Consider the following 23605-nt stretch of genomic DNA (forward strand, 5'->3'; position numbering starts at 1 on the left):
CTGCTACCCGCCGTTCTTCTGCTTCTGCCGTGCCTGGAACTCGTCGACGAGCTTCAGGTGCTCCTCGTAGGTCTGGGTGAACGTCGTCTTGTCGCCGTCCACCGACACGAAGAACATCCAGCCGCCGTGGTCGGGGTTGAGGGTAGCGCTCAGGGCGTCCGCGCCGGGGTTCCCGATCGGGCCCGGAGGCAGTCCCTTGACGAAGTGCGTGTTGTAGGGGTGGTCGAGCGCCCGCGCCTCCTTGATGGAGAAGTTGATGTCGCTCTTGCCCTTGATGTAGTTGTACGTCGAGTCGAATTCGAGCTTCTGGTTGGTGACGTCGTTCGTCTTCTTCAGGCGGTTGTAGACGACCTCGGACATCTTCCGGAAGTCGTCGTGGTTCTTGCCCTCGGCGTTGACGAGGCTGGCGACCGTGACCACCTGGAGCGGGTTCTCCAGCCCCAGCTCCTTGGCCTTGCCCTCGATGCCCAGCTCCGAGTACCTGTCGGTCGCGTTCTTGACCATCTGCTTGAGCAGGGACTCGGGGGTGCTGTCCTTGCTGAGGTCGTAGCGCGCCGGGTACAGGAAGCCCTCGAGCGGGTCGATGAGCTTCGGGTTGTTGCCCGCCCAGGCCGGCAGTCCGAGGTTCTTGGCATCGCGCTGGGCGATGTCCCGGGTGGTGCCGTCCGGCTTGCCCAGCTTCTTGTCGATCGCCTCGTAGACCTTGGCGTTGCGCATGCCTTCGGTGATGGTGATGACGTTCAGCTTGCTGGAGTCGGTCATCAGCGCGACGGCGGCCGCACCCGACATCTTCTTCTTCATCGAGTAGACGCCCGGCTGGATGGACTTGCCCTTGGGGTTGACGTTGGCCGCGGTGGTGAAGGCCTCCACGCTCGCAACGACGCCGTGCTTCTTGAGGATGTTGCCCATCTGGGCCAGGGAGGAGCCCTTGGGGATCTCGACGTCGATCGTCTCGCCGCTGCCCTCGCCCACGTAGTCCTCGGCCGTGGCGAACCTGTCTTTGAGGTAGGTGTAGCCGTAGTAGCCGCCACCGCCGAGCACGCCCACGATCACCAGCGTGGCGATCAGACAGGCGGCGCCGCTGCGCTTCTTGGGCTTGCCGCCCTTCGAGCGGCCGCCGCGGCGGCCGCCGCCGGGCTCGTCGCCGTCGTCGTCGCCGTCACGGCCGCCGCCGGCGAGGAGGCCGCCCTCGGGCTCCTCCTCCTGCTCCGCCGGGTCCGGGGCCAGATGACGCCGGCCCGGGGGCTGCGGCGGAGGGAAGGCTTCCGGCGTGGCGTACACGTCGGGGGCCTCGCCGGGGTAGCCGGCCGCAGGCTGCTGGGCGTACGGGTCCACGCCCGCGTAGGCATCGACCTGCGCGGCGGCCAGGTACTGGCCCTGGCCGGTGTCCCAGCCCTGGGAGTCGTACACCGGCTGCTGGGGAGCCTGGGGAGCGTAGGCCTGCTGCTCCTGGTACTGCGGGTACTGCCCCTGCTGCGGGTACTGCTGCGGCTGCTGCACGTACTGCTGCTGGTTCTGGGCGTGCTGGGGGTACTGCTCGGGGTACGGCTGCTGGTACTGCGGCTCCTGCTGGTACTGCGAGTCCTGCTGGTACTGCTGCTGCGGATCGCCGCCGTACGGCGCCTGGCCCTCCTGGGTCTGGTGCCCGGTCCACCCCTGATCCCCGTACAGGGGATCCTCAGGGTGCCACGGTTCGGAGCCACGGCCCCGGCCATACTCAGTCATCGGTCCCCTAGAGCCGCGAGACGAAGGCGACGGCTGTTCGAATGCCGTCTCATCGCGCGGAACGTTACCGTATCGCGATCAGACAACCACTTCGACGCACTCACCGGGCGGATTACCTGATACCCGTTCGGTCTCAAGAGCGTTCTGAAGGATCACCACTGCGGCTGCCTGGTCGATGACCGACCGGCCCTTCTTCGCGTTCCTTCCCGAGGCCCGCAGGCCCTGCGCCGCGGTGACCGTCGTCATCCGCTCGTCCACCAGACGGACCGTCACCGGCTTGATGCCCTTGGCCAGTTCGTTCGCGAAGGCACGCACCTTGGCCGCGGCCGGCCCCTCCCGCCCGCTGAGCGAGCGGGGCAGGCCGACCACGACTTCGAGGGGCTCGTACTCCTCGACGAGCTGCCGCAGCCGCCGGTGGGCGAAGGGGACGTCCCGGCCCGGAACGGTTTCCACCGGTGTGGCCAGGACCCCGTCGGGGTCGCACGAGGCGACCCCGATCCGGGCATCCCCGACGTCGATCGCGAGGCGGCGGCCGCGGCGCAGAGTCATCGTCAGGCCGTCTCTACGACGAGACGCTCGACGGCGCTGATGGCCTCCGGAATGGCGGCCGGGTTCTGGCCACCGCCCTGGGCGACGTCCGGCTTGCCGCCACCGCCGCCGCCGAGGGTCTTGGCGGCCGTACGGACCAGGTCGCCGGCCTTGAGACCGCGCTGGCGGGCGGCCTCGTTGGTGGCGATGACGGTCAGCGGGCGGTCATTGGCCGTGGTGAACAGGGCCACGACGGCCGGCCGGTCGCCCTGGATGCGGCCGCGGACGTCGAGGACCAGCTTGCGCAGGTCGTCCGCGCCGGTGCCGTCCGGCACCGTGCCCACGACGAGGGCGACACCGCGGATGTCCTGGGCGTTCTCGGCGAGCCCGGCGGCGGCCTGGAGGACCTTCTCCGCGCGGAACTTCTCGATCTCCTTCTCGGCGTCCTTCAGCTTGCCGAGCATGGAGGCGATCTTCTCCGGCAGCTCCTCCGGACGGCCCTTGACCAGCTCCTGGAGCTGGGCGACGACCGTGTGCTCCTTGGCGAGGAAGTTGTACGCGTCCACGCCGACGAGGGCCTCGACGCGACGCACGCCGGAGCCGATGGAGGACTCGCCGAGCAGCTTCACCAGACCCAGCTGGGCGGTGTTGCCGACGTGGGTGCCGCCGCACAGCTCCTTGGAGAAGTCGCCGATGGTGACGACGCGCACGCGCTCGCCGTACTTCTCACCGAACTCGGCGATGGCGCCCTGCTTCTTCGCCTCGTCGATGCTCATGATCTCGGCGGTGACGTCGAGCTCACGCGAGAGCACGTCGTTGATCTTCTGCTCGACATCGGTGAGGACCGTGCCGGGGACGGCGTTCGGCGAGCCGAAGTCGAAGCGGAAGCGGCCGGGCGAGTTCTCGGAACCGGCCTGGGCGGCCGTCGGGCCGAGGGCGTCGCGCAGCGCCTGGTGGGTCAGGTGCGTGGCCGAGTGGGCGCGGGCGATGGCCCGGCGGCGGTGCACGTCGATGGCGGCGTACGCGGAGGCGCCCACCGTCACCTCGCCGACCTGGACGGAGCCCTTGTGCACGGAGACACCGGGGACCGGCTGCTGCACGTCGCGGACGACGATGACGGCGCCGGAGTCGAGCTTGATGCGGCCCTGGTCGGCGAGCTGGCCGCCGCCCTCGGCGTAGAAGGGGGTGCGGTCGAGGACGACCTCGACCTCGTCGCCCTCGGAGGCGGCCGGCGCGGAGACGCCGTTGACCAGGAGGCCGACGATGGTCGACTCGCCCTGGTTGGTGGCGTAGCCGGTGAACTCGGTGGCGCCGGCCCGGTCGGCGATCTCACGGTACGAGGAGACGTCGGCGTGGCCGGTCTTCTTGGCCTTGGCGTCGGCCTTGGCCCGGTCGCGCTGCTCCTGCATCAGGCGGCGGAAGCCCTGCTCGTCCACGGAGAGGCCCTGTTCGGCGGCCATCTCCAGGGTGAGGTCGATCGGGAAGCCCCAGGTGTCGTGGAGCAGGAACGCCTTGTCGCCGGAGAGGACCGTGCCGCCGGCGGCCTTGGTCTCGGTCACGGCGGTGTCGAGGATGTTCGTGCCGCCCTTGACGGCCTTGAGGAAGGCGGCCTCTTCGGCGAGCGCGACGGTCTCGATGCGCTTGCGGTCGGTGATCAGCTCCGGGTACTGCTGCCCCATCGTGTTGATCACGACGTCGACCAGGTCCTGGACCACCGCGCCGGTGGCGCCCATGAGACGCATGTTGCGGATGGCGCGGCGCATGATGCGGCGCAGCACGTAGCCGCGGCCCTCGTTGCCGGGGGTGACGCCGTCGCCGATGAGCATGACGGAGGTGCGGATGTGGTCGGCGACCACGCGCATGGACACGTCGGTGTCCTTCGCCGCGCCGTACTGGACACCGGTCAGCTCGGTGGCCTTGTCCATGACCACGCGCAGGGTGTCGGTCTCGTACATGTTCTGCACGCCCTGCAGGATCATCGCGAGGCGTTCGAGACCGAGACCGGTGTCGATGTTCTTCGACGGCAGGTCGCCGAGGATCGGGAAGTCTTCCTTCCCGTCGCCGGCGCCGCGCTCGTACTGCATGAAGACCAGGTTCCAGATCTCCACGTAGCGCTCGTCGTTGACGGCCGGGCCGCCCTCGACGCCGAACTCCGGACCGCGGTCGTAGTTGATCTCCGAGCAGGGGCCGCAGGGTCCGGGGACGCCCATGGACCAGAAGTTGTCCTTCTTGCCCAGGCGCTGGATGCGCTCGGCGGGGACGCCGATCTTCTCGCGCCAGATCTGCTCGGCCTCGTCGTCGTCGAGGTAGACGGTGATCCAGAGCTTCTCCGGCTCAAGGCCGTAGCCACCGTCCGCCACGGAGCTGGTCAGCAGCTCCCAGGCGTACTTGATGGCGCCTTCCTTGAAGTAGTCGCCGAAGGAGAAGTTGCCGCACATCTGGAAGAACGTGCCGTGGCGGGTGGTCTTGCCGACCTCTTCGATGTCCGGCGTACGGACGCACTTCTGCACGCTGGTGGCGCGGGGGGCCGGGGGCTTGGTCTCGCCGAGGAAGTACGGCTTGAAGGGGACCATGCCCGCGTTGACCAGCAGCAGAGTCGGGTCGTCCGCGATGAGCGACGCCGAAGGGACAACGGCGTGACCGCGCTCCTCGAAGAAGCTCAGCCAGCGGCGGCGGATTTCAGCCGACTCCATCAGTGGTCCTCATTCCGGTTGTACGAAAACTTCGGTCGGTGGGTGGTCTTGTCGTTGTCGATGGCCCGCAGCCGCCGCGGCCCCGGGAGGGCGGTGACGTTGTCGGGCCGATCGGGATCCTGGGTCAGCCCCAGTGCATCGTTCAGCTCGTCCTCGCGCTGCGTCATTCCCGCTTTGACGTCGAGGGCGAAGTCCTTGAGGCGGTGGCCCGCCTCCAGCGCCTTGTCGGCGGCCCGGGCGGCAAGGCTCTCCGGCGTCAGCTTCTTCAGCTGGCGGTTGACCTTGGTGGTGGTCCACACGCCGGCGGCGGCGCCTGCGGTGAACCAGAAGGCTCGGCGGAACATCGGCGGTCTCAGCCCTTCTGCTTCCGGCGCCGGGCCGCCGGCACCGTTCGGCCGACGATCACGGTACGCCGGGTGGTCTTCTGCGGTGCTTCGTCCGTCCTGCCGAGCGCCTTGCGGACGCCGTAGCCGAAGGCCGCGACCTTGACCAGCGGTCCTCCGAAGGTGGACGCCACGGTGGAGGACAGCGCGGAGGCGTTGGAGGTGACCTCCTGGACGTCGCTCGCGATCGCGTCGACCCGGTCCAGCTGGGTGCGCGCGGAGCGGACGGTGGTGGAGGCGTCGGCCAGCAGCGGGACGGCCTGGTCGGTCACGTCGGCCACCAGCTTGGTGGTCGCCTTGAGCACCTGCGCCAGCCTCACCAGCACCACGGCGAGGAAGGAGACCAGGATGGCCCAGAAGACGGCCACGAGGATCCCGGCCACCTCTCCACCGGACACGTCACACCGCTCTCTGTCTGTACTGGGAGTCTGCACTTGAACTGCTGAAGGATTCGCCTCCGACCCTATCGCGCCGGAGATCCCCGGCCGTACCGGAATTACGGGACCGGCGGATCCGCTTTGTACGCAGCGCTTTCGGAGCAGTACTCTCCGTGTCCCGTGCGACACAGGACGTGGGACAATCTTCCCTCGGAGCCCGGCGGGTTCGTCGGGCGGGGCGCCGAACTGGCCCGGCTGGGGCGGCTCATGGACTCCTCGCGGCTGGTCACGGTGACCGGCGTCGGCGGGGTGGGCAAGTCGCGCCTGGTGCTCGCGGCGGCCAGGGAGGCGGCGGAGCGGGCGCAGGAACGCTCCTGCGCCCGGGGGCACCTCCCAGCGGTAGCCGGGGGAGTGTGGCTGGCCGAACTGGCGAACGTACGGGATCCCGCGCTGCTGGAGCTGGCCCTCTCCGAGGCGCTCGGATGACCGACCACACCACCCGGCCGCCCCGGACGGTACTGGCCGAGCACCTGGCCGGGTGGCGGCTGCTGCTGGTCCTGGACGGGTTCGAGCAGCTGGTCGACGAGGCCGCCGAGCTGGTACGGGAACTGCTGCGCCGCTCCCCCGGCCTGCGGGTGCTCGCGGCCGGCCGGCGGCCGCTGGACCTGGAGGGGGAGCTGGTCTTCCCGCTGGCCCCGCCGGGCCCGGAGGAGGCCCTGACCCTGCTGGTGGCCAGGGCCTCCGCCGCCGATCCGGCCTTCGCGTGACCGGGGCGAACCGGGCGGCGCTGACCGAGCTGTGCGCCCGTCTCGACGGGAGCCCCCTCGCCCTGGAACTGGCGGCGGGGCGGCTGCGGGCGCTGTCCCCCGCCCAGGTGCTGGCCCGGCTGGACGACCGGTTCGCGCTGCTGACGGGCGGCACGCGCGGGGCGCTCCCCTCCAGTGAGCTGGCGATGGCGATGGCCTTCCAGGGGGAGGCGGCGGGCGCGCTCGGGCTCTGCGAGGAGGTCCGCGAGGAGCGCGGGGAGCGCTGGACGAAGGCGTACGCGCTGTACGTCCTCGCATACACGGCCCTGGACGCCGGGGATACGGAGGAGGCGCGCCGGCTGCTGACGGAATGCGTGACGGTCAACCACGGCGGAGGGCCATCCGGCCGAGGCGGCGGTGCTCCAGGGCGCGGCGGAGCCGATGTGGGACGGGGTGGGGCTGCAGCTGTTCTGCTCGGACCACTTCAACGCGCCACGGCTGATGTGCCAGGAGCGGGCGGGTGCGCTGCTGGGTCCCGAGCGGTACGAGGCGTACGCGGCCGAGGGGCGCGAGCTGAGCCGGGAGGCGGTGGTCGTGCGCGCGCAGCGTGGTCCCGATAAGCGGGGCGGGGGCGCTGGGGAACGCGGAAAACCCGCCGCCCCCCGAAGGGGACGACGGGCTTCCACCAGCCTGTGAGGGCTACGCCTGCATCAGCGGGCGTAGTACTCGACGACGAGCTGCTCGTCGCAGATGACCGGGATTTCCTTGCGGTTCGGGTCGCGGTCCAGGCGGAAGGCCAGGGCCTTCAGGTTGACCTGCAGGTAGCGCGGGGTCTCGCCCTCGCCTGCGTAGCCACCCTCACGGGCAACCTGGAACGGAACCTTCTCGCGGCTGCGCTCGCGCACCGTGATGACGTCGTCCGGACGGACACGGAACGACGGCTTGTCGACCTTGCCACCGTTGACCTCGATGTGGCCGTGGACGACCATCTGGCGGGCCTGGTAGATGGTGCGGGCGATGCCCGAACGCAGAACCAGGGCGTCGAGGCGACGCTCGAGCTCGACGACAAGCGCCTCGCCCGTCTTGCCTTCGGCCTTCTTGGCGCGGTCGTACGCGCGGGCCATCTGACGCTCAGAGATGTCGTACTGAGCGCGCAGACGCTGCTTCTCCAGCAGACGAACCTTGTAGTCCGAGTTCTGCTTGCGGCCACGGCCGTGCTCGCCCGGCGGGTAGGGGCGGGCCTCGAAGTACTTGACGGCCTTCGGGGTCAGCGCAATGCCGAGGGCACGCGACTTCTTGACCTTGGGTCGCTTCTGGTTCACGTGGAACCTACCTCCATGTAAGTTAGGTGAGGCTTACCTTAGCGAGGAGGACGTAATGTCTCGACCACATGGGATCCCCCTGCCCAGTGCGCATCGCAGTTCAGATCCAAACGAAACAGGATCTGCTTTCGACGACGATAAGCAAGGTCAGCCGCGTCCCAGGGAAGGCGTTCGGCAGCTCACCGGAGCCGAACGCGTACGAACCCTCGTAGAGTCCAACGCCTCAGTATCCCTCACGATCCCGGGTGCTTACGACCAGGACGAGCTCGGGACAGGGATGCCGACCGCACGGACCGTCACCCCGGACGGGGACGTGATTCTCCTTGTTTCCGGGGAATCCGCGGCTGCCAGGGCAGCCGCTCACGCCCAGGACGACGACCTCACCGCCGTGATCGAGATCACGGACGTGGCGCCGGTGTCCGTGGCCCATCGTATCCGAGGCCGCGCGTGGCTGGCCGGGTGGCTGACGCCGGTGCGCGGCGACGACCGAGCGACCTGCGCGGCGCTGCTTGCGGAGCGCCATCCGGTGGGTGAGCTGCTGGGGCTGGCCGAGGCCCGCTGGAGGCTGCTCCGTATGGAGGTCGGCGAGATTTCGGTGGACGACCTGTGGGGCGCCGAGCACGTGGATCCGGAGGACCTGGCCGCGGCGGAGCCGGACCCGATGGTCGCCCACGAGGCGGAGCTCCTGCAGCACCTGCACTCCGCCCACGGCGACCGGATCGGCGAGCTGTGCGGGCTGCTGGGCCCGCGGGAGGCCGGCAACCTGAAGGCCGTGCCGCTCGCGCTGGACCGCATGGGCCTGCGCGTCCGCTTCACGGGCGGCGCGGCCGGCTCCTTCGACGCCCGCTTCGACTTCCCGGAGCCGGTGGGGGACATCTGCGGTCTGCGCCGGGCGATGCGCACCTTGTTCTCGGCGGCGGGCCACTAGGGCCTGCGCCACCCCGCCAGGCGGCGCCCGGCGCTCGAGGCGCCCTTCAGCCCCGTCGGCGCTTGAGGCGCGGGGTCCGGGGCGGAGCCCCGGTGACGGCGCCGCACCCTCACTCCCCGCGCAGCCGCTCCCGGACCTTCTCCACCACATCCGCGTACCGCGCCTCCGCCCCGTACCGCGTCGGCTCGTAGTACCGCTTCCCGTGCACGGAATCGGGAGCGTACTGCTGGGCAGCGATACCCCCCGGCACGTCGTGCGGGTACACGTACCCCTGCGCGTGCCCCAGCTTGGCCGCGCCCTTGTAGTGCCCGTCCCGCAGGTGCGGCGGCACCGAGCCCGCCAGCCCGCCCCGTACGTCGGCCAGCGCCGCCCCGATCGCGGTCGTGGCGGTGTTCGACTTCGGGGCCAGCGCCAGCGCGATCGTGGCGTGCGAAAGGGTCAGCGCAGCCTCCGGGAAGCCGATCATCGCCACCGCCTGGGCCGCGGCCACCGCCAGCGGCAGGGCCGTCGGATCCGCCAGGCCGATGTCCTCGCTCGCCGAGATCATCAGGCGGCGCGCGATGAACCGGGGGTCCTCCCCCGCGTCGATCATCCGGGCCAGATAGTGCAGCGCCGCGTCCACGTCCGAGCCGCGGATCGACTTGATCAGAGCGCTCGCCACGTCGTAGTGCTGGTCGCCGTCCCGGTCGTACCGGACGGCGGCCCGGTCGACCGCCTCCTCGACCGTCTGGAGGGTGATCTCGTCCTCGCCCTTGGCGATGGCCGACCCGGCCCCCGCCTCCAGAGCCGTCAGCGCCCGCCGGGCGTCGCCCCCGGCGATCCGCAGCAAGTGCGCCTCGGCGTCGGCCGGCAGGGTCACCGCCCCGCCGAGTCCCCGCTCCTCCTCCAGCGCCCGCCGCATCAGCGCGCTCAGGTCCTCGTCCGTCAGCGGCTCCAGCGTCAGCAGCAGGGAACGCGAGAGCAGCGGCGAGATGATCGAGAAGTACGGGTTCTCCGTGGTCGCGGCGATCAGCGTCACCCAGCGGTTCTCGACGGCCGGGAGCAGCGAGTCCTGCTGCGCCTTGCTGAAGCGGTGGATCTCGTCGAGGAAGAGGACGGTGTCCTTGCCGTACCCCCCGGCGGCGCGCTTCGCGCCCTCGATGACCGCCCGCACCTCTTTGACGCCCGCCGTGATGGCGGACAGCTCCACGAACCGCTTCTGCGTGGCCTGGCTCACCACATACGCGAGCGTGGTCTTCCCGGTGCCCGGCGGGCCCCAGAGGATCACCGAGGAAGCACCGGCCGGACCGCCCGCGCCCTCCCCGACCAGCCGCCGGAGCGGTGATCCGGGCTTCAGCAGGTGCTGCTGGCCGACGACCTCGTCCAGGGTGCGCGGGCGCATCCGGACGGCGAGCGGAGAGCTCGCGGGATCCTTCTCCTGGCGGTCTTCGGCAGCTGCGGTGAACAGGTCTGGTTCCACACCGAAAGCCTATGCGAGGCCACCGACACTCCTTACGAGGTCCAGAAGTCCCACCAGCGCGTCAGGATCAGCATCCCGATGATCCCGATGTGCAGCACCGGCAGCACCCAGGTGAACTCGTCGAAGAAACCCCTCAGCCAGCCCGGCGCGGGCAGCAGCCCCTGGCGCACATTGTGCGAGGTGACGTACCAGAACATCAGGATGGTGGCGACCCAGGCCAGGCAGCACCACAGGCAGAGGGCGTTGATGTTGTACAGCGACTGGTACATCAGCCAGGCGCAGAAGACGACCCCGAAGAGGGTGCCCGCGTTCAGCGTCAGCCAGTACCAGCGGCTGAACCGGGCCCCGGCGAGGATGCTCGTGCCGACGCAGATCACGATGCCGTAGGCGACCAGGCCCAGCATCGGGTTCGGGAAGCCGAAGACGGCCGCCTGGTCGCTCTTCATGATGCTGCCGCAGGAGACGATCGGGTTCAGGCTGCAGCCCGGGGTGAAGTTCGGGTCCTCCAGCAGCTTGAACTTGTCGATCGTGATCACCCAGGCGGCGAGCAGACCCGCGGCCCCGGTGATCACCAGCAGCCAGGCCAGCGCCCGGCTACCCCCGACGGTGGTCCTCGGGGCGGTGTCCGCGTCCGTAGGTCGTGTCGTCATACCGCCCACTCCACATCTGCAAGGTCAACAAGCACCGGCCATTGTGCCGTACGAGGCTGTGTATCCACCGTTCGACGGACACAAGCAGTACGGCGAGGTCGGGCCGGGCTGATCGCCGAACTCGACGCCGGCCGGGAGGAAATGGCCGGGGTCCGGGGCGGAGCCCCGGTCTTTCAGCCCCGCCGGCGTTCGAGGCGCGGGTCCGGGCAGAGCCCGGGAAACGGGGAAAGGGCGGGGAGAGCTCCGCGCAGCGGCCAACGGCTCCCCCCGCCCCGCCCCACCGGCGGTGACCGTCAGGCCAGGCGGGCCCGAACGGTGGCGACCAGGTCGCCGACCGGCACGGCCGACTGCTCCCCGGACTCCATGTCCTTCAGCTGGACGACGCCCTCGGCAAGGTCCCGCTCGCCCGCGACCACGGTCAGCGGCGCTCCGGAACGGTTGGCGTTCTTCATGTGGCTCTTGAGGCCCTTCGAGCCGTACGAGAAGTCGGCCGCGACGCCCGCCTTGCGCAGCTCGGTGACGGCCCCGAAGAGCACCTTCCGGGCCTCGTCGCTCAGTGCGATCGCGAAGACGCTGGTCGCGGCGGGGATGTCCAGCTCGACGCCCTCGGCCTCGAGCGCCAGCACCGTGCGGTCCACACCGAGCGCCCATCCCACCGACGGCAGCGCCGGTCCGCCGATCATCTCGGAGAGGCCGTCGTAGCGGCCGCCGCCGCCCACCGCGGACTGCGAGCCCAGACCGTCGTGGACGAACTCGAAGGTGGTCCGCGTGTAGTAGTCCAGCCCGCGCACCAGCTTCTCGTCGTCCTCGAAGACCACGCCCGCGGCAGTGATCAGCTCTCGGACCTCCGCGTGGTACACCTTGCACGCGTCACACAGGTAGTCACGCAGCATCGGCGCGCCGACCAGCTGCTTCTGCACGGCCTCACGCTTGTCGTCGAGCACGCGCAGCGGGTTGATCTCAGCCCTGCGCAGCGTCTCCTCGTCCAGGTCCAGGCCCCGGAGGAACTCCTGGAGCGCCTCCCGGTAGACCGGCCGGCACTCCGCGTCGCCCAGCGAGTTCAGCAGGATCCGGAAGTTGCGCAGGCCCAGAGACCGGTAGGCCTGGTCGGCCAGGATGATCAGCTCGGCGTCCAGCGCCGGGTCCTCGGCGCCGATGGCCTCCGCACCGACCTGCGAGAAGTGGCGGTAGCGGCCCTTCTGCGGGCGCTCGTAGCGGTAGTACGAGCCCGAGTACCAGAGCTTGACCGGCAGGCCGCCCGCCTTGTGCAGGTTGGCTTCCAGCGCCGCGCGCAGCACGGAGGCCGTGCCCTCCGGACGGAGCGCCAGGTTGGCGCCGCCCTTGGTCGTGAGGGTGTACATCTCCTTCGTCACGATGTCGGTGGACTCCCCGACACCTCGGGCGAAGAGGTCCACGTCCTCGAAGCCCGGCGTCTCGACATATCCGTAGCCGGACTTCCGCAGCGGGGCGGAGATGGCCTCGCGGACCGCCAGGTACTTGGCCGAGTAGGGCGGGATCAGGTCGTACGTGCCCTTGGGGGCCTTGAAGGTGCTCACGAAATTTCTCGTCACATTCCTCGTCGGGGAGCGGGCGCGCCCTCACTGGGGGCCGCTCCCAGGCCGGCGGCGACCTCCCGCAGGTACGGGTTGGTCACACGCTCGCGGCCGATGGTGGTCTGGGGACCGTGGCCGGACAGCACCACGGTCGAGTCGTCGAGCGGAAGGCACACGCGCGCCAGCGACTCGAGCATCTCGGCGTGGGAGCCACCGGGCAGGTCGGTGCGTCCGATGGAGCCGGCGAAGAGCAGGTCACCCGAGAAGAAGACCGGCGGAACGTCGGCCAGCTCGGGCATCCGGAAGGTCACCGACCCCTTGGTATGCCCCGGCGCGTGCGCCACGGAGAAGTCCATTCCGGCCAGTTTCAGGCCGGCGCCGTCGGTCAGCTCACGGACGTCGTCCGGCTCGCCCACGGTCAGCTCGCCCATGAGCGGCATCCCGATGGAGCGGCCGAGGGCCTTCTCCGGGTCGCTCATCATGTAGCGGTCCTCGGGGTGGATCCAGGCCGGTACGTCGTGTGCTCCGCACACCGGGACCACCGAGGCCACATGATCGATGTGTCCATGGGTCAGCACGACCGCGACGGGCTTGAGCCGATGCTTCTTCAGCGTCTCCTCGACACCCTGGGCGGCTTGGTGGCCCGGGTCGATGATGACGCACTCCTCACCGGCGGCGGGGGCGACCACGTAACAGTTGGTCCCCCAGGCCCCGGCGGGGAACCCGGCAATCAGCACGTTCGTCCTCAATCGTCGTCCGGCGGGAGGCTGCAGTTCGGAATGCTGCTGCTCAGAGCCTACCGGCGCCCCTCATTACACAGCGAACCCATATACGGTACGGCCTAACCCAGCCCGGACAGCAGTACCAGACACGCACAAGGAGACGACCCGGTGGTCACGAGCGATCAGCGGCGGCGACAGCTCGCCAGGGAGAAGTACGAGCGCCAGCAGAAGCGCCGGGCCGAGGCCCGGCGCAAGGCGCGCCAGCGCATGGCGATCATCGGCGCGGCGGTGGCCGTGGTCGTCGCGACCCTGGTCGGCCTCGTCGTCGGCGGCGTGTTCGACAAGGACAAGAAGGACCAGGCGGCCGACCCGGCCGCGAACCCGTCGGCCTCGCCGACGCCCAAGAAGTCCCCGTCGCCCGAGATGGCCATCGACCAGAAGGCGAAGTACACCTTCGCCCTGAAGACCAGCGCGGGCGACATCAGCTTCGCGATGGACGCGGCGAAGACCCCGCAGACCGTGAACTCCTTCAAGTCGCTCGCCGACAAGGGCTTCTTCGACAACACGAAGTGCCACCGGCTGACGAGCGGCGGGATCTTCGTGCTCCAGTGCGGCGACCCCGAGGGCACCGGCATGGGCGGCCCCGGCTACACCATCCCGGACGAGAACCTGGACTCCCTGGGCAAGGCGAACGACCAGGGCCAGGTGATCTACCCGGCCGGCACGGTCGCGATGGCCAACACCGGCCAGCCCGGCTCGGGCGGCAGCCAGTTCTTCCTGGTCTACAAGGACAGCCCGCTGGCGCCGTCGTACACCCCGTTCGGCAAGATCGACGCTGCCGGGCTGAAGGTCCTGGAGGACATCGCCAAGGCCGGTACGGCCGACGGCGGCCAGGACGGGGCCCCGAAGAACGAAGTGAAGATCGAGAAGGGCACCGTCACCCAGAGCTGACCGGAAGCGGGCTGCCCCCGGGCCCCGGCCCGCGTCCCGCGCGTACGTCGATATTCCGTCGTGCGGGATGCGGACAGCCGGCCCGGCGGTCGCCTATGTTGGCGTTGTGCAGGGCGGGCGCTGCCCGCCCCAGGAAACTGTGGACGATGCCCAGGGGGTGAACCCCTCGCAAGGCATCAGGTGGAGGAGGCGCTGTGAGCAGCGACCCGTGGGGCCGAGTCGACGAGACGGGCACCGTGTACGTGCGTACTGCCGATGGCGAGAAGGTCGTCGGCTCGTGGCAGGCGGGCACCCCTGAGGAGGCTCTGGCCTACTTCGAGCGCAAGTACGAGGGCCTGGTGGTCGAGATCGGCCTCCTCGAAAAGCGGGTGCGGACCACCGATCTGTCGGCCAAGGACGCGCAGACGGCGATCGACCACCTGCGTACGCAGGTCGACGAGCACCATGCCGTGGGCGACCTCGACGCACTGCGCGTACGGCTGGACAAGCTGGTCGCGACCGTGGAGTCGCGGCGCGAGGAGCGCAAGGCGCAGAAGGCCAAGCAGACGGACGAGGCCCGCGCGGCCAAGGACGCGCTGGTCGTCGAGGCCGAGGAGCTGGCGCAGAGCGACCAGTGGCGCAGCGCGGGCGAGCGGCTGCGGGCCCTGGTGGACATCTGGAAGGGTCTGCCGCGGCTGGACCGCAAGTCGGACGACGAGCTGTGGCACCGCTTCTCGCACGCGCGCTCCGCCTTCTCCAAGCGCCGCAAGGCGCACTTCGCCTCGCTGGACGCGCAGCGCGAGGATGCCCGCAAGGTCAAGGAGAAGCTGGTCGCGGAGGCCGAGTCGCTGTCGAAGTCGACCGACTGGGGCCCGACGGCCGCCCGCTACCGCGAGCTGATGGCGGACTGGAAGGCGGCGGGCCGGGCGCAGCGCGAGTCCGAGGACGATCTGTGGAACCGTTTCCGCGGTGCGCAGGACGTGTTCTTCGCGGCGCGCAGCGAGGTGTTCGCGGAGCGCGACGCCGAGCAGGTGGAGAACTTGAAGCTCAAGGAGGAGCTGGCCGACGAGGCCGAGAAGCTCGTCCCGGTCACGGACCTGAAGGCGGCCCGTGCCGCGTTCCGCTCCCTCAACGAGCGCTGGGAGGCCATCGGCCACGTGCCGCGGGACGCCCGGCCGAAGGTCGAGGGCCGGATGCACACCGTGGAGCGGGCCATCCAGGAGGCCGAGGAGGGCGAGTGGCGTCGTACGAACCCGGAGGCGCGGGCGCGTGCGGCCGGTCTGACGGGCCAGCTCCAGGCCGCGGTCGACAAGCTGCGTGAGCAGATCGACGCGGCGCGCGCCGCGGGCAACAACGCGAAGGCCGACAAGCTGTCCCGGGAGCTGGAGGGCCGCCAGGCCCTGCTCGACCAGGCGCTGAAGGGCCTGGAGGAGTTCGGCGGCTGAGAACCGGCCTCCTGCGGTACGGCGAGGGCCCCGGTGCGCGGATGCGTACCGGGGCCCTCGTGCGTGTGGTTACGGCCTGCGGGCCGAGGTCACGCGGTAGACGTCGTAGACGCCCTCGACGCCCCGCACGGCCTTCAGGACGTGGCCCAGGTGCTTGGGGTCGCCCATCTCGAAGGTGAACCGCGAGGTGGCCACGCGGTCGCGGGAGGTCTGCACGGCGGCCGACAGGATGTTCACGTGCTGGTCCGACAGGACCCGTGTGACGTCCGACAGCAGCCGGGACCGGTCCAGGGCCTCGACCTGGATGGCGACGAGGAAGACCGAGGACTGGGTGGGTGCCCACTCGACCTCCAGCATCCGCTCGGGCTGCTGGGAGAGGGAGTCGACGTTGACGCAGTCCGCGCGGTGAACCGATACGCCACTGCCGCGCGTGACGAACCCGATGATGGGGTCGCCGGGCACCGGGGTGCAGCAGCGGGCCAGCTTGACCCACACGTCGTCGACGCCCTTGACGACGACGCCCGGGTCGGCACTGCCGCGCCGCTTGCGGCCGCGCGCCGGCGGGATGCTCTCCTCGATGTCCTCGTTGGCCGCTTCCTCGCCGCCGAGGGCCGCCACCAGCTTCTGTACGACGCCCTGCGCGGCCACGTGGCCCTCGCCGATCGCCGCGTACAGGGAGGAGATGTCGGGGTAGCGCATCTCGTGCGCGAGGGTGACGAGCGAGTCGCCGGTCAGGATGCGCTGGATCGGCAGGTTCTGCTTGCGCATGGCCCGCGCGATGGCGTCCTTGCCGTGCTCGATGGCCTCGTCGCGGCGCTCCTTGGAGAACCACGCGCGGATCTTGTTGCGGGCCCGTGGGGACTTGACGAAGCCCAGCCAGTCGCGGGAGGGGCCGGCGCCCTCGGCCTTGGAGGTGAAGACCTCGACCAGGTCGCCGTTGTCGAGCGTGGACTCCAGCGGTACGAGGCGCCCGTTGACGCGTGCCCCTATGGTCCGGTGGCCGACCTCGGTGTGGACGGCGTACGCGAAGTCCACGGGGGTGGCCCCGGCGGGCAGCGCTATGACGTCGCCCTTGGGCGTGAAGACGAAGACCTCGTTGCGCGAGAGGTCGAAGCGCAGCGAGTCGAGGAACTCGCCCGGGTCCTCGGTCTCCTTCTGCCAGTCCAGCAGCTGGCGCAGCCAGGCCATGTCGTTGACCGTGTCCTGGCCGGCACTGCCCTTGGCGGCCTGCGGGACATCGGTGCGGACCTTCGAGGTGCCGGCGACGGTCTGCTGCTTGTACTTCCAGTGCGCGGCGATGCCGTACTCGGCGCGGCGGTGCATGTCGAAGGTGCGGATCTGGAGTTCGACCGGCTTGCCGCTGGGCCCGATGACCGTCGTGTGGAGCGACTGGTACATGTTGAACTTGGGCATCGCGATGTAGTCCTTGAACCGGCCGGGGACCGGGTTCCAGCGCGCGTGCACGGTGCCGAGGGCGGCGTAGCAGTCCCGTACCGTGTCCACCAGCACCCGGATGCCGACCAGGTCGTAGATCTCCGCGAAGTCGCGGCCGCGGACGATCATCTTCTGGTAGACGCTGTAGTAGTGCTTCGGGCGGCCCGTCACCGTGGCCTTGATCCGGGCGGCTCTGAGGTCGACCATCACCTCGTCCGTGACGACGGCGAGGTACTCGTCGCGTTTGGGCGCCCGCTCGGCGACCAGGCGGACGATCTCGTCGTACATCTTCGGGTAGAGGATCGCGAAGGCGAGGTCTTCGAGCTCCCACTTGATGGTGTTCATGCCCAGCCGGTGCGCCAGCGGGGCGTAGATCTCGAGGGTCTCGCGGGCCTTCTTCTCCTGCTTCTCCCGCTTGAGGTAGCGCATGGTGCGCATGTTGTGCAGGCGGTCGGCGAGCTTGATGACCAGGACGCGCGGGTCCTTGGCCATGGCGACGACCATCTTGCGGACGGTCTCGGCCTGCGCGGCCTCGCCGAACTTGACCCGGTCGAGCTTGGTGACGCCGTCGACGAGGAGGGCCACGGCGTCGCCGAAGTCGCGGCGCAGGTCTTCGAGGCCGTACTCGGTGTCCTCGACGGTGTCGTGGAGCAGACCGGCCATCAGGGTGGCCGGGTCCATGCCGAGCTCGGCGAGGATGGTCGTCACCGCGAGCGGGTGGGTGATGTACGGGTCGCCGCTCTTGCGCTTCTGGCCGCGGTGCCAGCGCTCGGCGACCTGGTAGGCCTGTTCGAGCTGGCGCAGCGTCGACGTCTCGATCTTCGGGTCGTTGCTGCGGACTATGCGGAGCAGGGGTTCCAGTACGGGGTTGTAGGCGGTGGAGCGCTGGACTCCGAGGCGGGCGAGCCGGGCGCGCACCCGGTTGGAGGACCCGGCCGACTTCGCCGGCGCGGGCTTGACCGGCGGGGCCGGCGGGGGCGTGGCGGCGGGCGCCGCGGCCTGCTCGGCCTGCGGGTCTGGCTGCGCGGCGGAGATTGGCTGGACCTCGTCTGGCAAGAGCGCTCCTCAGCGGATCCGGTGCCCGTGTCCGGTCCGGATAACCCATCGTAGCGAGGGTTCCGCCCCCTCGTTCCCCGAGCCTCCGCCTCAGCCGTCCCGGCGCGGGTCCGTGGCCGGGGCTCCGCAGCAGGACCCGCTCGCCTCGGACGCCGGCCGCGTCCAGCCGCGCCCGGGTTCGAGGCGCGGGGGTCCGGGGCCGGCCCCCGGCTGCCGCTCGCGGCTCGCGGTTGCGGCACACGCAAACGGCGGGCACCCGGGTGGAACCCGGATACCCGCCGCTCGGCAAGCGAAATGGTCAGACCACGATCAACGCGTCCAGCGGAGCCTCGCCCAACGCCTCGGCCAGCTTCAGGCGCCCCGGAAGGAACGACAGTTCCATCAGGACGGCCACTCCGGCGACCTCGGCCCCGGCCCGCCGGATCAGGGAGAGCGAGGCCTCGGCGGTGCCACCGGTGGCGAGGACGTCGTCGATGACCATGACCCGGTCACCGGCCGCCAGATCCTCCGCGTGGACCTCGATCTCCGCGGTCCCGTACTCCAGCTCGTAGGACTGCGCGAGCGTCGCGCCCGGCAGCTTCCCCGCCTTGCGCACCGGTACGAAGCCGACCCCGGCCTGCACGGCCACCGGAGCCGCCAGGATGAACCCGCGCGCCTCCAGCCCGACGATCTTCGTCGCGCCGTACCGCCCGGCCAGCCCCACCAGCGTCTGCGTCAGCGCGGCGAAGGCCTTCGGGTCCGCCAGCAGCGGGGTGATGTCCTTGAACATCACGCCCGGCTTCGGGTAGTCCGGTACGTCCTTGATCCGGCTGAGCAGCAGCTCGCGGACGTCCTCGGACAGGAACTCGGTCACCGGCGCCGCCCGGCCCGGCCCTGCGCCACGACCTGCGGCTCGTCGGACTCGTAGCCCTCGTCCACGGACTCGCCCTTCGCCGCCGCGGCCGCCCGCTTCGCGAGCACCCGCTTCTTCAGGGCCTTCATCGCCGGCTCGCGCTCCTTGAGGTCCACGACCAGCGGGGTCGCGATGAAGATCGAGGAGTACGCACCGGCCGCGAGGCCGACGAACAGCGACAGCGAGATGTCGTTCAGCATGCCGGCGCCCAGGAAGCCGCCACCGATGAACAGCAGGGCCCCGACCGGGAGCAGCGCCACGACCGTGGTGTTGATCGAGCGGACCAGCGTGCCGTTGATGCTCCGGTTGGCGATCTCGCTGTACGTGAAGCGGGTCTGCTTCGTGATGTCCTTCGAGCCCTCCTTCAGACCGTCGAAGACGACGACGGTGTCGTAGAGGGAGTAACCGAGGATCGTCAGCAGACCGATGACCGTACCCGGGGTGACCTCGAACCCGACCAGCGCGTACACGCCGACGGTGATCGTGAGGTCGTGGATCAGCGCGACGAGGGCCGCGACCGCCATCCGCCACTCGAACGCGATGGCGAGGTAGATCACCACGAGGACCATGAAGATGCCGAGGCCGGTCCAGGCCTTGTTCGCGATCTGCTCACCCCAGCTGGGGCCGACCAGGTCCGCGTTGATGTCCGCCTCGGTGACCTTGAGGTCGGCGGCGAGCTGCTTCTTCACGTCGGTCGCGGAGTCGGTGTCCAGACCGGAGATCTGGATCCGCATACCGCCGGTGCCGAGCTCCTGGACGATCGCGTCGTGGCCCGAGGCCTTCTCCGCGTCCTCCGTCGCCCTGGCGACCGAGACGGCCGTCTTCGGGGTGGTGAAGACGGCACCGCCCTTGAACTCGATGCCCATGTTGAGGCCCTGTACGGCCAGGGCGACGATCGCCGTGATGGTGATCAGGATGGAAACGCCGTACCAGATGAAGCGCTTGCCGACGAAGTCGTAGCCGACCTCACCGCGGTACAGCCTGGCGCCGAGATCTCCCAGCTTCGACATCTCTCACGCCTCCTTTGCGTCGACGGGGGCGGGTGCGGAACCGGTACGACGGGACCGGCGCAGCGGCGGCTTGACGCCGAGCCGCTTCGGGTCCAGCCCGGACCACGGGTGACCGCTGGCGAAGAACTTCGTGCGCGCCAGCAGCGTCATGATCGGCTTGGTGAAGAGGAACACCACGACCACGTCGAGCAGGGTGGTCAGCCCCAGCGTGAAGGCGAAGCCCTGCACCTTGCCGACGGTGACGATGAAGAGCACCGCCGCCGCCAGGAACGACACGAAGTCGGAGACCAGGATGGTGCGGCGGGCTCGCGGCCAGGCGCGCTCGACGGCCGGACGCAGGGTGCGGCCGTCGCGGATCTCGTCGCGGATGCGTTCGAAATACACGATGAACGAGTCCGCCGTGATGCCGATCGCCACGATCGCACCGCAGACGGCGGGCAGGTTCAGCGCGAAGCCGATGCCCTTTCCGAGCAGCGCCATGATCGTGTACGTGAGGATCGCGGAGACCAGGAGGCTGATGATCGCGACGAACGCCAGGCCCCGGTAGTACACCAGCAGGTAGACCACGACGAGCAGCAGGCCGATGGCACCGGCGATCAGGCCGGCCTTCAGCTGCTCACCGCCGAGCGCGGCCGTGACGGTGGTGACGCTGTCCTCGCTGAAGGAGAGCGGCAGGGCGCCGTACGAGAGCATGTTGCCCAGGTCCTGCGCGGACTGCTGGGTGAAGCCGCCGGAGATCTCCGCGTTGCCGCCGGTCAGCGCCTGGCTCACGGACGGGTCGGAGATGACCTGGCCGTCGAGCACGATCGCGAACTGGTTCTGCGGCATCTGCTTGGTGGCGAGCTCACCGGTGATCTTGGCGAACTTGTCGGCACCCTTGTCGGTGAACTGCATCGTGACGATCCAGGCACCGCGCTGGGGGTCGATGATCCCCTTGGCTTCCTTCACGTCCTGGCCGTCGACCTGGGCCGGGCCGAGGATCCACTTGCCCCAGGTGGTGCCCCGCTGGCCACAGGCGATCATCGGGTCCGTGGGCTTGACGCCCTTCCCGGCGAGCGCGCGCTGCTCCTCGTTGGTGCAGTCCAGCTTCGTGAAGTCGTCCTGCAGGCTCTTGGCGGCCTGCTCTTCGGGCGACGGCGGCGTGCTGGCCGACGGGGAGCTCGAAGGGGTCGGGGCCTTGTCATCTGCCTTCTTCGACTCGCTCGCCGAGGGCGAGGGAGAGGGGGCGTTCGGGGCCTTGAGGGCCTCACTGAGCGCACGGCCCTGGGAAGTGGCGCTGGACGACGGGGTGGCCGACGGGGAGGACTTGCCGTCCCCGGCCTTGGGAGCGCCGGATCCGCTCGCGGAGGGGCTCGGGCTCTGGGTTCCCTCGGGCTGAGCCGGGGAGCCGTCGGCGAAGGCGAGGACCGGACGGAAGTACAGCTGGGCGGTGGTACCGACCTGCTCGCGCGCCTGCTGCTCGTTCGTCCCCTTGGGGATGTTCACGATGATGTGGTCGCGGCCCTGCGTCTGGACCTCGGCCTCCGAGACGCCGAGACCGTTGACGCGGCGCTCGATGATGCCGACCGCCGTGTTCATGTTGGTCTCGTTGATCGCGTCCGGCTTGCCGGGCTCGCTCTTCGCCTTGAGCGTGATGCTCGTACCGCCGGCGAGGTCGATGCCGAGCCGGGGAGTCGTCTGCTTCGAGAGGAACATCCCCGCAGTGAGCGCCACCATCGCGATCAGGATGACCGCCAGGGCGCGCCCCGGCCTCCCCTGAGCCCCCGTGGGCCGCCGGCCCTTCTTCGGTGCTGCCACCTTGTCGTTTCTCCCTGTCCAACCGCCCCGCGCCGGGTCAGCGCGCGGACGGCCACGAAATGTGTGGTGGGGACCCCTGCCCCCCGCAGAAGTGGGTCACTGACCGGTACCGCGACGGCCGCCGATCAGGCGCCCTCGCGGTCCCCGGCCCGCGCGCTACTTTGCGCCGGCCTCGCCGTCGGTCTTTCCGTCCTTGGGCTCGTCCTCGTCCGTGGACTCGTCCTTCTTGCCCAGGTCGAGCTTGGGAGCCCCGGCCTCGTCCTCGCCCCTCGTGAGGTCCGTCTTCGGGGCCTCGGTCAGGGAGGAGGCGTCGTCGGGGACGACCGGCGCGTCGTGCGGCGCCTCGTCGCTGATGCCGTGGACGATGCGGTTGTACTCCGCGTCCTCGAGAACGGCGCCGATGGCGTTCTTCGCGAAGACCGCGTGGACGCCGGGGGCCACCTCGAGGGTGACGGTGTCGTCGCCGATCTCCTTCACCGTGGCGTACATGCCGCCGATGGTGCGGACTCCGGTGCCGGGCGTCATGTGGTCGCGCATCTGCGCGGCCGCCTGCTGCTTCTTCTTCGCGGAACGGGTCATCAGGAACATCGCCCCGATGAGCACGATGAACGGGAGGAGTGTCACGAGATTCACGGGACGGAGATCCTTCGCACGACCGCACGCGGACGGCGGCCTTTTCTACGGGGGTGGGCATACCGACCCGAAGGGTCGGCATCGGCGGAGTCTAGGCGAGTCCGCACCGATGGAACAACGCCCAGCATGGCACCGCAGTTCCTGAGGGCGCGAACCTCCGCGCCGTCAGGCCCCGAACAAGCCCTGTTGTCCGCTTGATCCGCTCCCGTGCTGCTGCGGCGGTACGAGTCCCAGGTGAGCCCAGGCGGCAGGGGTCGCCACGCGCCCCCTGGGGGTGCGCGCGAGCAGCCCCTCACGGACGAGGAAGGGCTCTGCGACCTCCTCCACGGTCTCCCGCTCCTCGCCGACGGCGACGGCGAGGGTGGACAGGCCGACGGGCCCGCCGCCGAAGAGCTTGAGCAGCGCCTCCAGGACGGCCCGGTCCAGCCGGTCGAGGCCGCGCGCGTCCACCTCGTAGACCTGGAGGGCGGTACCGGCCACCTCGCGGTTGATCACGCCGTCGGCCCGGACCTGCGCGTAGTCGCGGACGCGGCGCAGCAAGCGGTTGGCGATGCGCGGGGTGCCCCGGGAGCGGCCGGCGATCTCGGCGGCGCCGGCGGTGTCGATCTCGACGTCGAGGAGGCGGGCGGAGCGGTGGATGACGCGCTCCAGCTCCTCGGGGGCGTAGAACTCCATGTGCCCGGTGAAGCCGAAGCGGTCGCGGAGCGGTGGGGGGAGCAGACCGGCCCGTGTCGTCGCCCCGACGAGGGTGAAGGGCGGCAGCTCCAGCGGGATCGCGGTCGCGCCGGGCCCCTTCCCCACGATCACGTCGACCCGGAAGTCCTCCATGGCCATGTACAGCATCTCCTCGGCGGGCCGGGACATGCGGTGGATCTCGTCGAGGAAGAGGACCTCGCCCTCCTGGAGCGAGGACAGGATGGCCGCGAGGTCACCGGCGTGCTGGATGGCGGGGCCGGAGGTGATGCGGATGGGCGCGCCCATCTCGGCCGCGATGATCATGGACAGGGTGGTCTTGCCGAGGCCGGGGGCGCCGGAGAGCAGGACGTGGTCGGCGGTGGCGCCGCGCTGGCGGGCCGCCTTGAGGACGAGGTCCAGCTGCTGGCGGACCTTCTCCTGACCGACGAACTCCCCGAGGTCCTTGGGGCGCAGGGCCGCCTCGACGGCGGTGTCCTCGCCGTCGGCTGCGGCCGCCACCAGCCGATCGGTCTCGGCGTCGGTCTCGTCGTCCCAGTTCACGGTGTCACTCTGCCCTATCGTTCGCGTGCGGGTCCCTGCGGGGCTTCCCCCACCCCGCCCTTTCGCCGTTTCCCGGGGCTCCCGCT

The 23605-nt window shown here is 70.2% G+C and carries 19 protein-coding genes and 1 pseudogene; 4 read left to right on the forward strand and 16 right to left on the reverse strand.

What is annotated here, in order from left to right; translation table 11 throughout:
• Positions 1-3: 3 nt before the first annotated feature.
• The 5 genes from mltG to AB0D48_RS17805 form a co-directional block, all read right to left on the reverse strand.
• Positions 4-1725 (reverse strand): endolytic transglycosylase MltG, encoded by a 1722-nt coding sequence (gene mltG / locus AB0D48_RS17785; protein ID WP_362397065.1) that lies wholly within the window; start codon positions 1723-1725, stop codon positions 4-6.
• A 78-nt stretch (positions 1726-1803) separates the two neighbouring features.
• Positions 1804-2274, reverse strand: a complete 471-nt coding sequence (gene ruvX / locus AB0D48_RS17790) for a Holliday junction resolvase RuvX (RefSeq protein WP_362397068.1) — start codon at positions 2272-2274, stop codon at positions 1804-1806.
• A gap of 2 nt (positions 2275-2276) precedes the next feature.
• Positions 2277-4946: an alanine--tRNA ligase gene (gene alaS, locus AB0D48_RS17795; RefSeq protein WP_362397071.1), complete on the reverse strand. Its 2670-nt coding sequence runs from the start codon at positions 4944-4946 to the stop codon at positions 2277-2279.
• Positions 4946-5290: a DUF6167 family protein gene (locus AB0D48_RS17800; RefSeq protein ID WP_362397074.1), complete on the reverse strand. Its 345-nt coding sequence runs from the start codon at positions 5288-5290 to the stop codon at positions 4946-4948. Before AB0D48_RS17800 ends, alaS begins: the two co-directional genes overlap by 1 nt.
• An 8-nt stretch (positions 5291-5298) precedes the next feature.
• Positions 5299-5727 (reverse strand): DUF948 domain-containing protein, encoded by a 429-nt coding sequence (locus tag AB0D48_RS17805; RefSeq protein ID WP_362397076.1) that lies wholly within the window; start codon positions 5725-5727, stop codon positions 5299-5301.
• A 120-nt stretch (positions 5728-5847) separates the two neighbouring features.
• On the opposite strand from AB0D48_RS17805, the pseudogene AB0D48_RS17810 reads away from it, so the two are divergent.
• A pseudogene (locus AB0D48_RS17810) lies at positions 5848-7148 on the forward strand (AAA family ATPase).
• Between the two features lie 14 nt (positions 7149-7162).
• Here the strand turns inward: AB0D48_RS17810 and rpsD are convergent.
• A complete protein-coding gene (rpsD, locus tag AB0D48_RS17815) occupies positions 7163-7774 on the reverse strand; it encodes a 30S ribosomal protein S4 (protein WP_030294564.1) in 612 nt (203 codons plus the stop codon).
• A gap of 277 nt (positions 7775-8051) precedes the next feature.
• Between rpsD and AB0D48_RS17820 the strand changes: the two genes are divergently transcribed.
• The gene (locus AB0D48_RS17820; protein ID WP_362397079.1) at positions 8052-8702 is read left to right on the forward strand and encodes a DUF2470 domain-containing protein; all 651 of its coding nucleotides are present in this window, start codon (positions 8052-8054) and stop codon (positions 8700-8702) included.
• 109 nt (positions 8703-8811) lie between these two features.
• Here AB0D48_RS17820 and AB0D48_RS17825 read toward each other — a convergent pair whose 3' ends face one another.
• From AB0D48_RS17825 to AB0D48_RS17840, 4 genes are all read right to left on the reverse strand, one after another.
• Positions 8812-10161 carry a replication-associated recombination protein A gene (locus AB0D48_RS17825; protein WP_362397081.1) on the reverse strand — a complete coding sequence of 450 codons (1350 nt, stop codon included), beginning with the start codon at positions 10159-10161 and terminating at the stop codon, positions 8812-8814.
• A gap of 32 nt (positions 10162-10193) precedes the next feature.
• Entirely contained in the window at positions 10194-10811 is a 618-nt protein-coding gene (locus tag AB0D48_RS17830; RefSeq protein WP_362397084.1) for a vitamin K epoxide reductase family protein, read from the reverse strand.
• 293 nt (positions 10812-11104) lie between these two features.
• Positions 11105-12367, reverse strand: coding sequence for a histidine--tRNA ligase (hisS, locus tag AB0D48_RS17835; protein WP_362397087.1), 1263 nt, complete (start codon positions 12365-12367; stop codon positions 11105-11107).
• Positions 12368-12378: 11 nt separating this feature from the next.
• Entirely contained in the window at positions 12379-13101 is a 723-nt protein-coding gene (locus AB0D48_RS17840; RefSeq protein WP_362397090.1) for an MBL fold metallo-hydrolase, read from the reverse strand.
• A gap of 153 nt (positions 13102-13254) precedes the next feature.
• On the opposite strand from AB0D48_RS17840, the gene AB0D48_RS17845 reads away from it, so the two are divergent.
• Both AB0D48_RS17845 and AB0D48_RS17850 read left to right on the forward strand, forming a co-directional pair.
• Entirely contained in the window at positions 13255-14037 is a 783-nt protein-coding gene (locus tag AB0D48_RS17845; protein WP_362397093.1) for a peptidylprolyl isomerase, read from the forward strand.
• A 194-nt stretch (positions 14038-14231) separates the two neighbouring features.
• Positions 14232-15461 (forward strand): DUF349 domain-containing protein, encoded by a 1230-nt coding sequence (locus AB0D48_RS17850; RefSeq protein ID WP_362397096.1) that lies wholly within the window; start codon positions 14232-14234, stop codon positions 15459-15461.
• 69 nt (positions 15462-15530) lie between these two features.
• On the opposite strand, the gene AB0D48_RS17855 is transcribed toward AB0D48_RS17850, so the two are convergent.
• From AB0D48_RS17855 to ruvB, 6 genes are all read right to left on the reverse strand, one after another.
• On the reverse strand, positions 15531-17951 hold the full coding sequence (locus AB0D48_RS17855; RefSeq protein ID WP_362397099.1) for a bifunctional (p)ppGpp synthetase/guanosine-3',5'-bis(diphosphate) 3'-pyrophosphohydrolase: 2421 nt from the start codon (positions 17949-17951) through the stop codon (positions 15531-15533).
• Between the two features lie 298 nt (positions 17952-18249).
• Positions 18250-18792, reverse strand: coding sequence for an adenine phosphoribosyltransferase (locus AB0D48_RS17860; RefSeq protein ID WP_362397431.1), 543 nt, complete (start codon positions 18790-18792; stop codon positions 18250-18252).
• Positions 18793-18800: 8 nt separating this feature from the next.
• Positions 18801-19853: a protein translocase subunit SecF gene (gene secF / locus AB0D48_RS17865; RefSeq protein ID WP_362397101.1), complete on the reverse strand. Its 1053-nt coding sequence runs from the start codon at positions 19851-19853 to the stop codon at positions 18801-18803.
• A 3-nt stretch (positions 19854-19856) separates the two neighbouring features.
• Positions 19857-21650 carry a protein translocase subunit SecD gene (gene secD, locus AB0D48_RS17870; protein WP_362397104.1) on the reverse strand — a complete coding sequence of 598 codons (1794 nt, stop codon included), beginning with the start codon at positions 21648-21650 and terminating at the stop codon, positions 19857-19859.
• Between the two features lie 156 nt (positions 21651-21806).
• Complete coding sequence (gene yajC, locus AB0D48_RS17875; RefSeq protein ID WP_362397106.1) at positions 21807-22283, reverse strand: preprotein translocase subunit YajC; 477 nt, start codon at positions 22281-22283, stop codon at positions 21807-21809.
• Between the two features lie 165 nt (positions 22284-22448).
• On the reverse strand, positions 22449-23519 hold the full coding sequence (ruvB, locus tag AB0D48_RS17880; protein ID WP_362397109.1) for a Holliday junction branch migration DNA helicase RuvB: 1071 nt from the start codon (positions 23517-23519) through the stop codon (positions 22449-22451).
• Positions 23520-23605 lie beyond the last annotated feature (86 nt).

The sequence above is a fragment of the Streptomyces sp. NPDC048269 genome, from assembly GCF_040652395.1.
Lineage (GTDB): Bacteria > Actinomycetota > Actinomycetes > Streptomycetales > Streptomycetaceae > Streptomyces.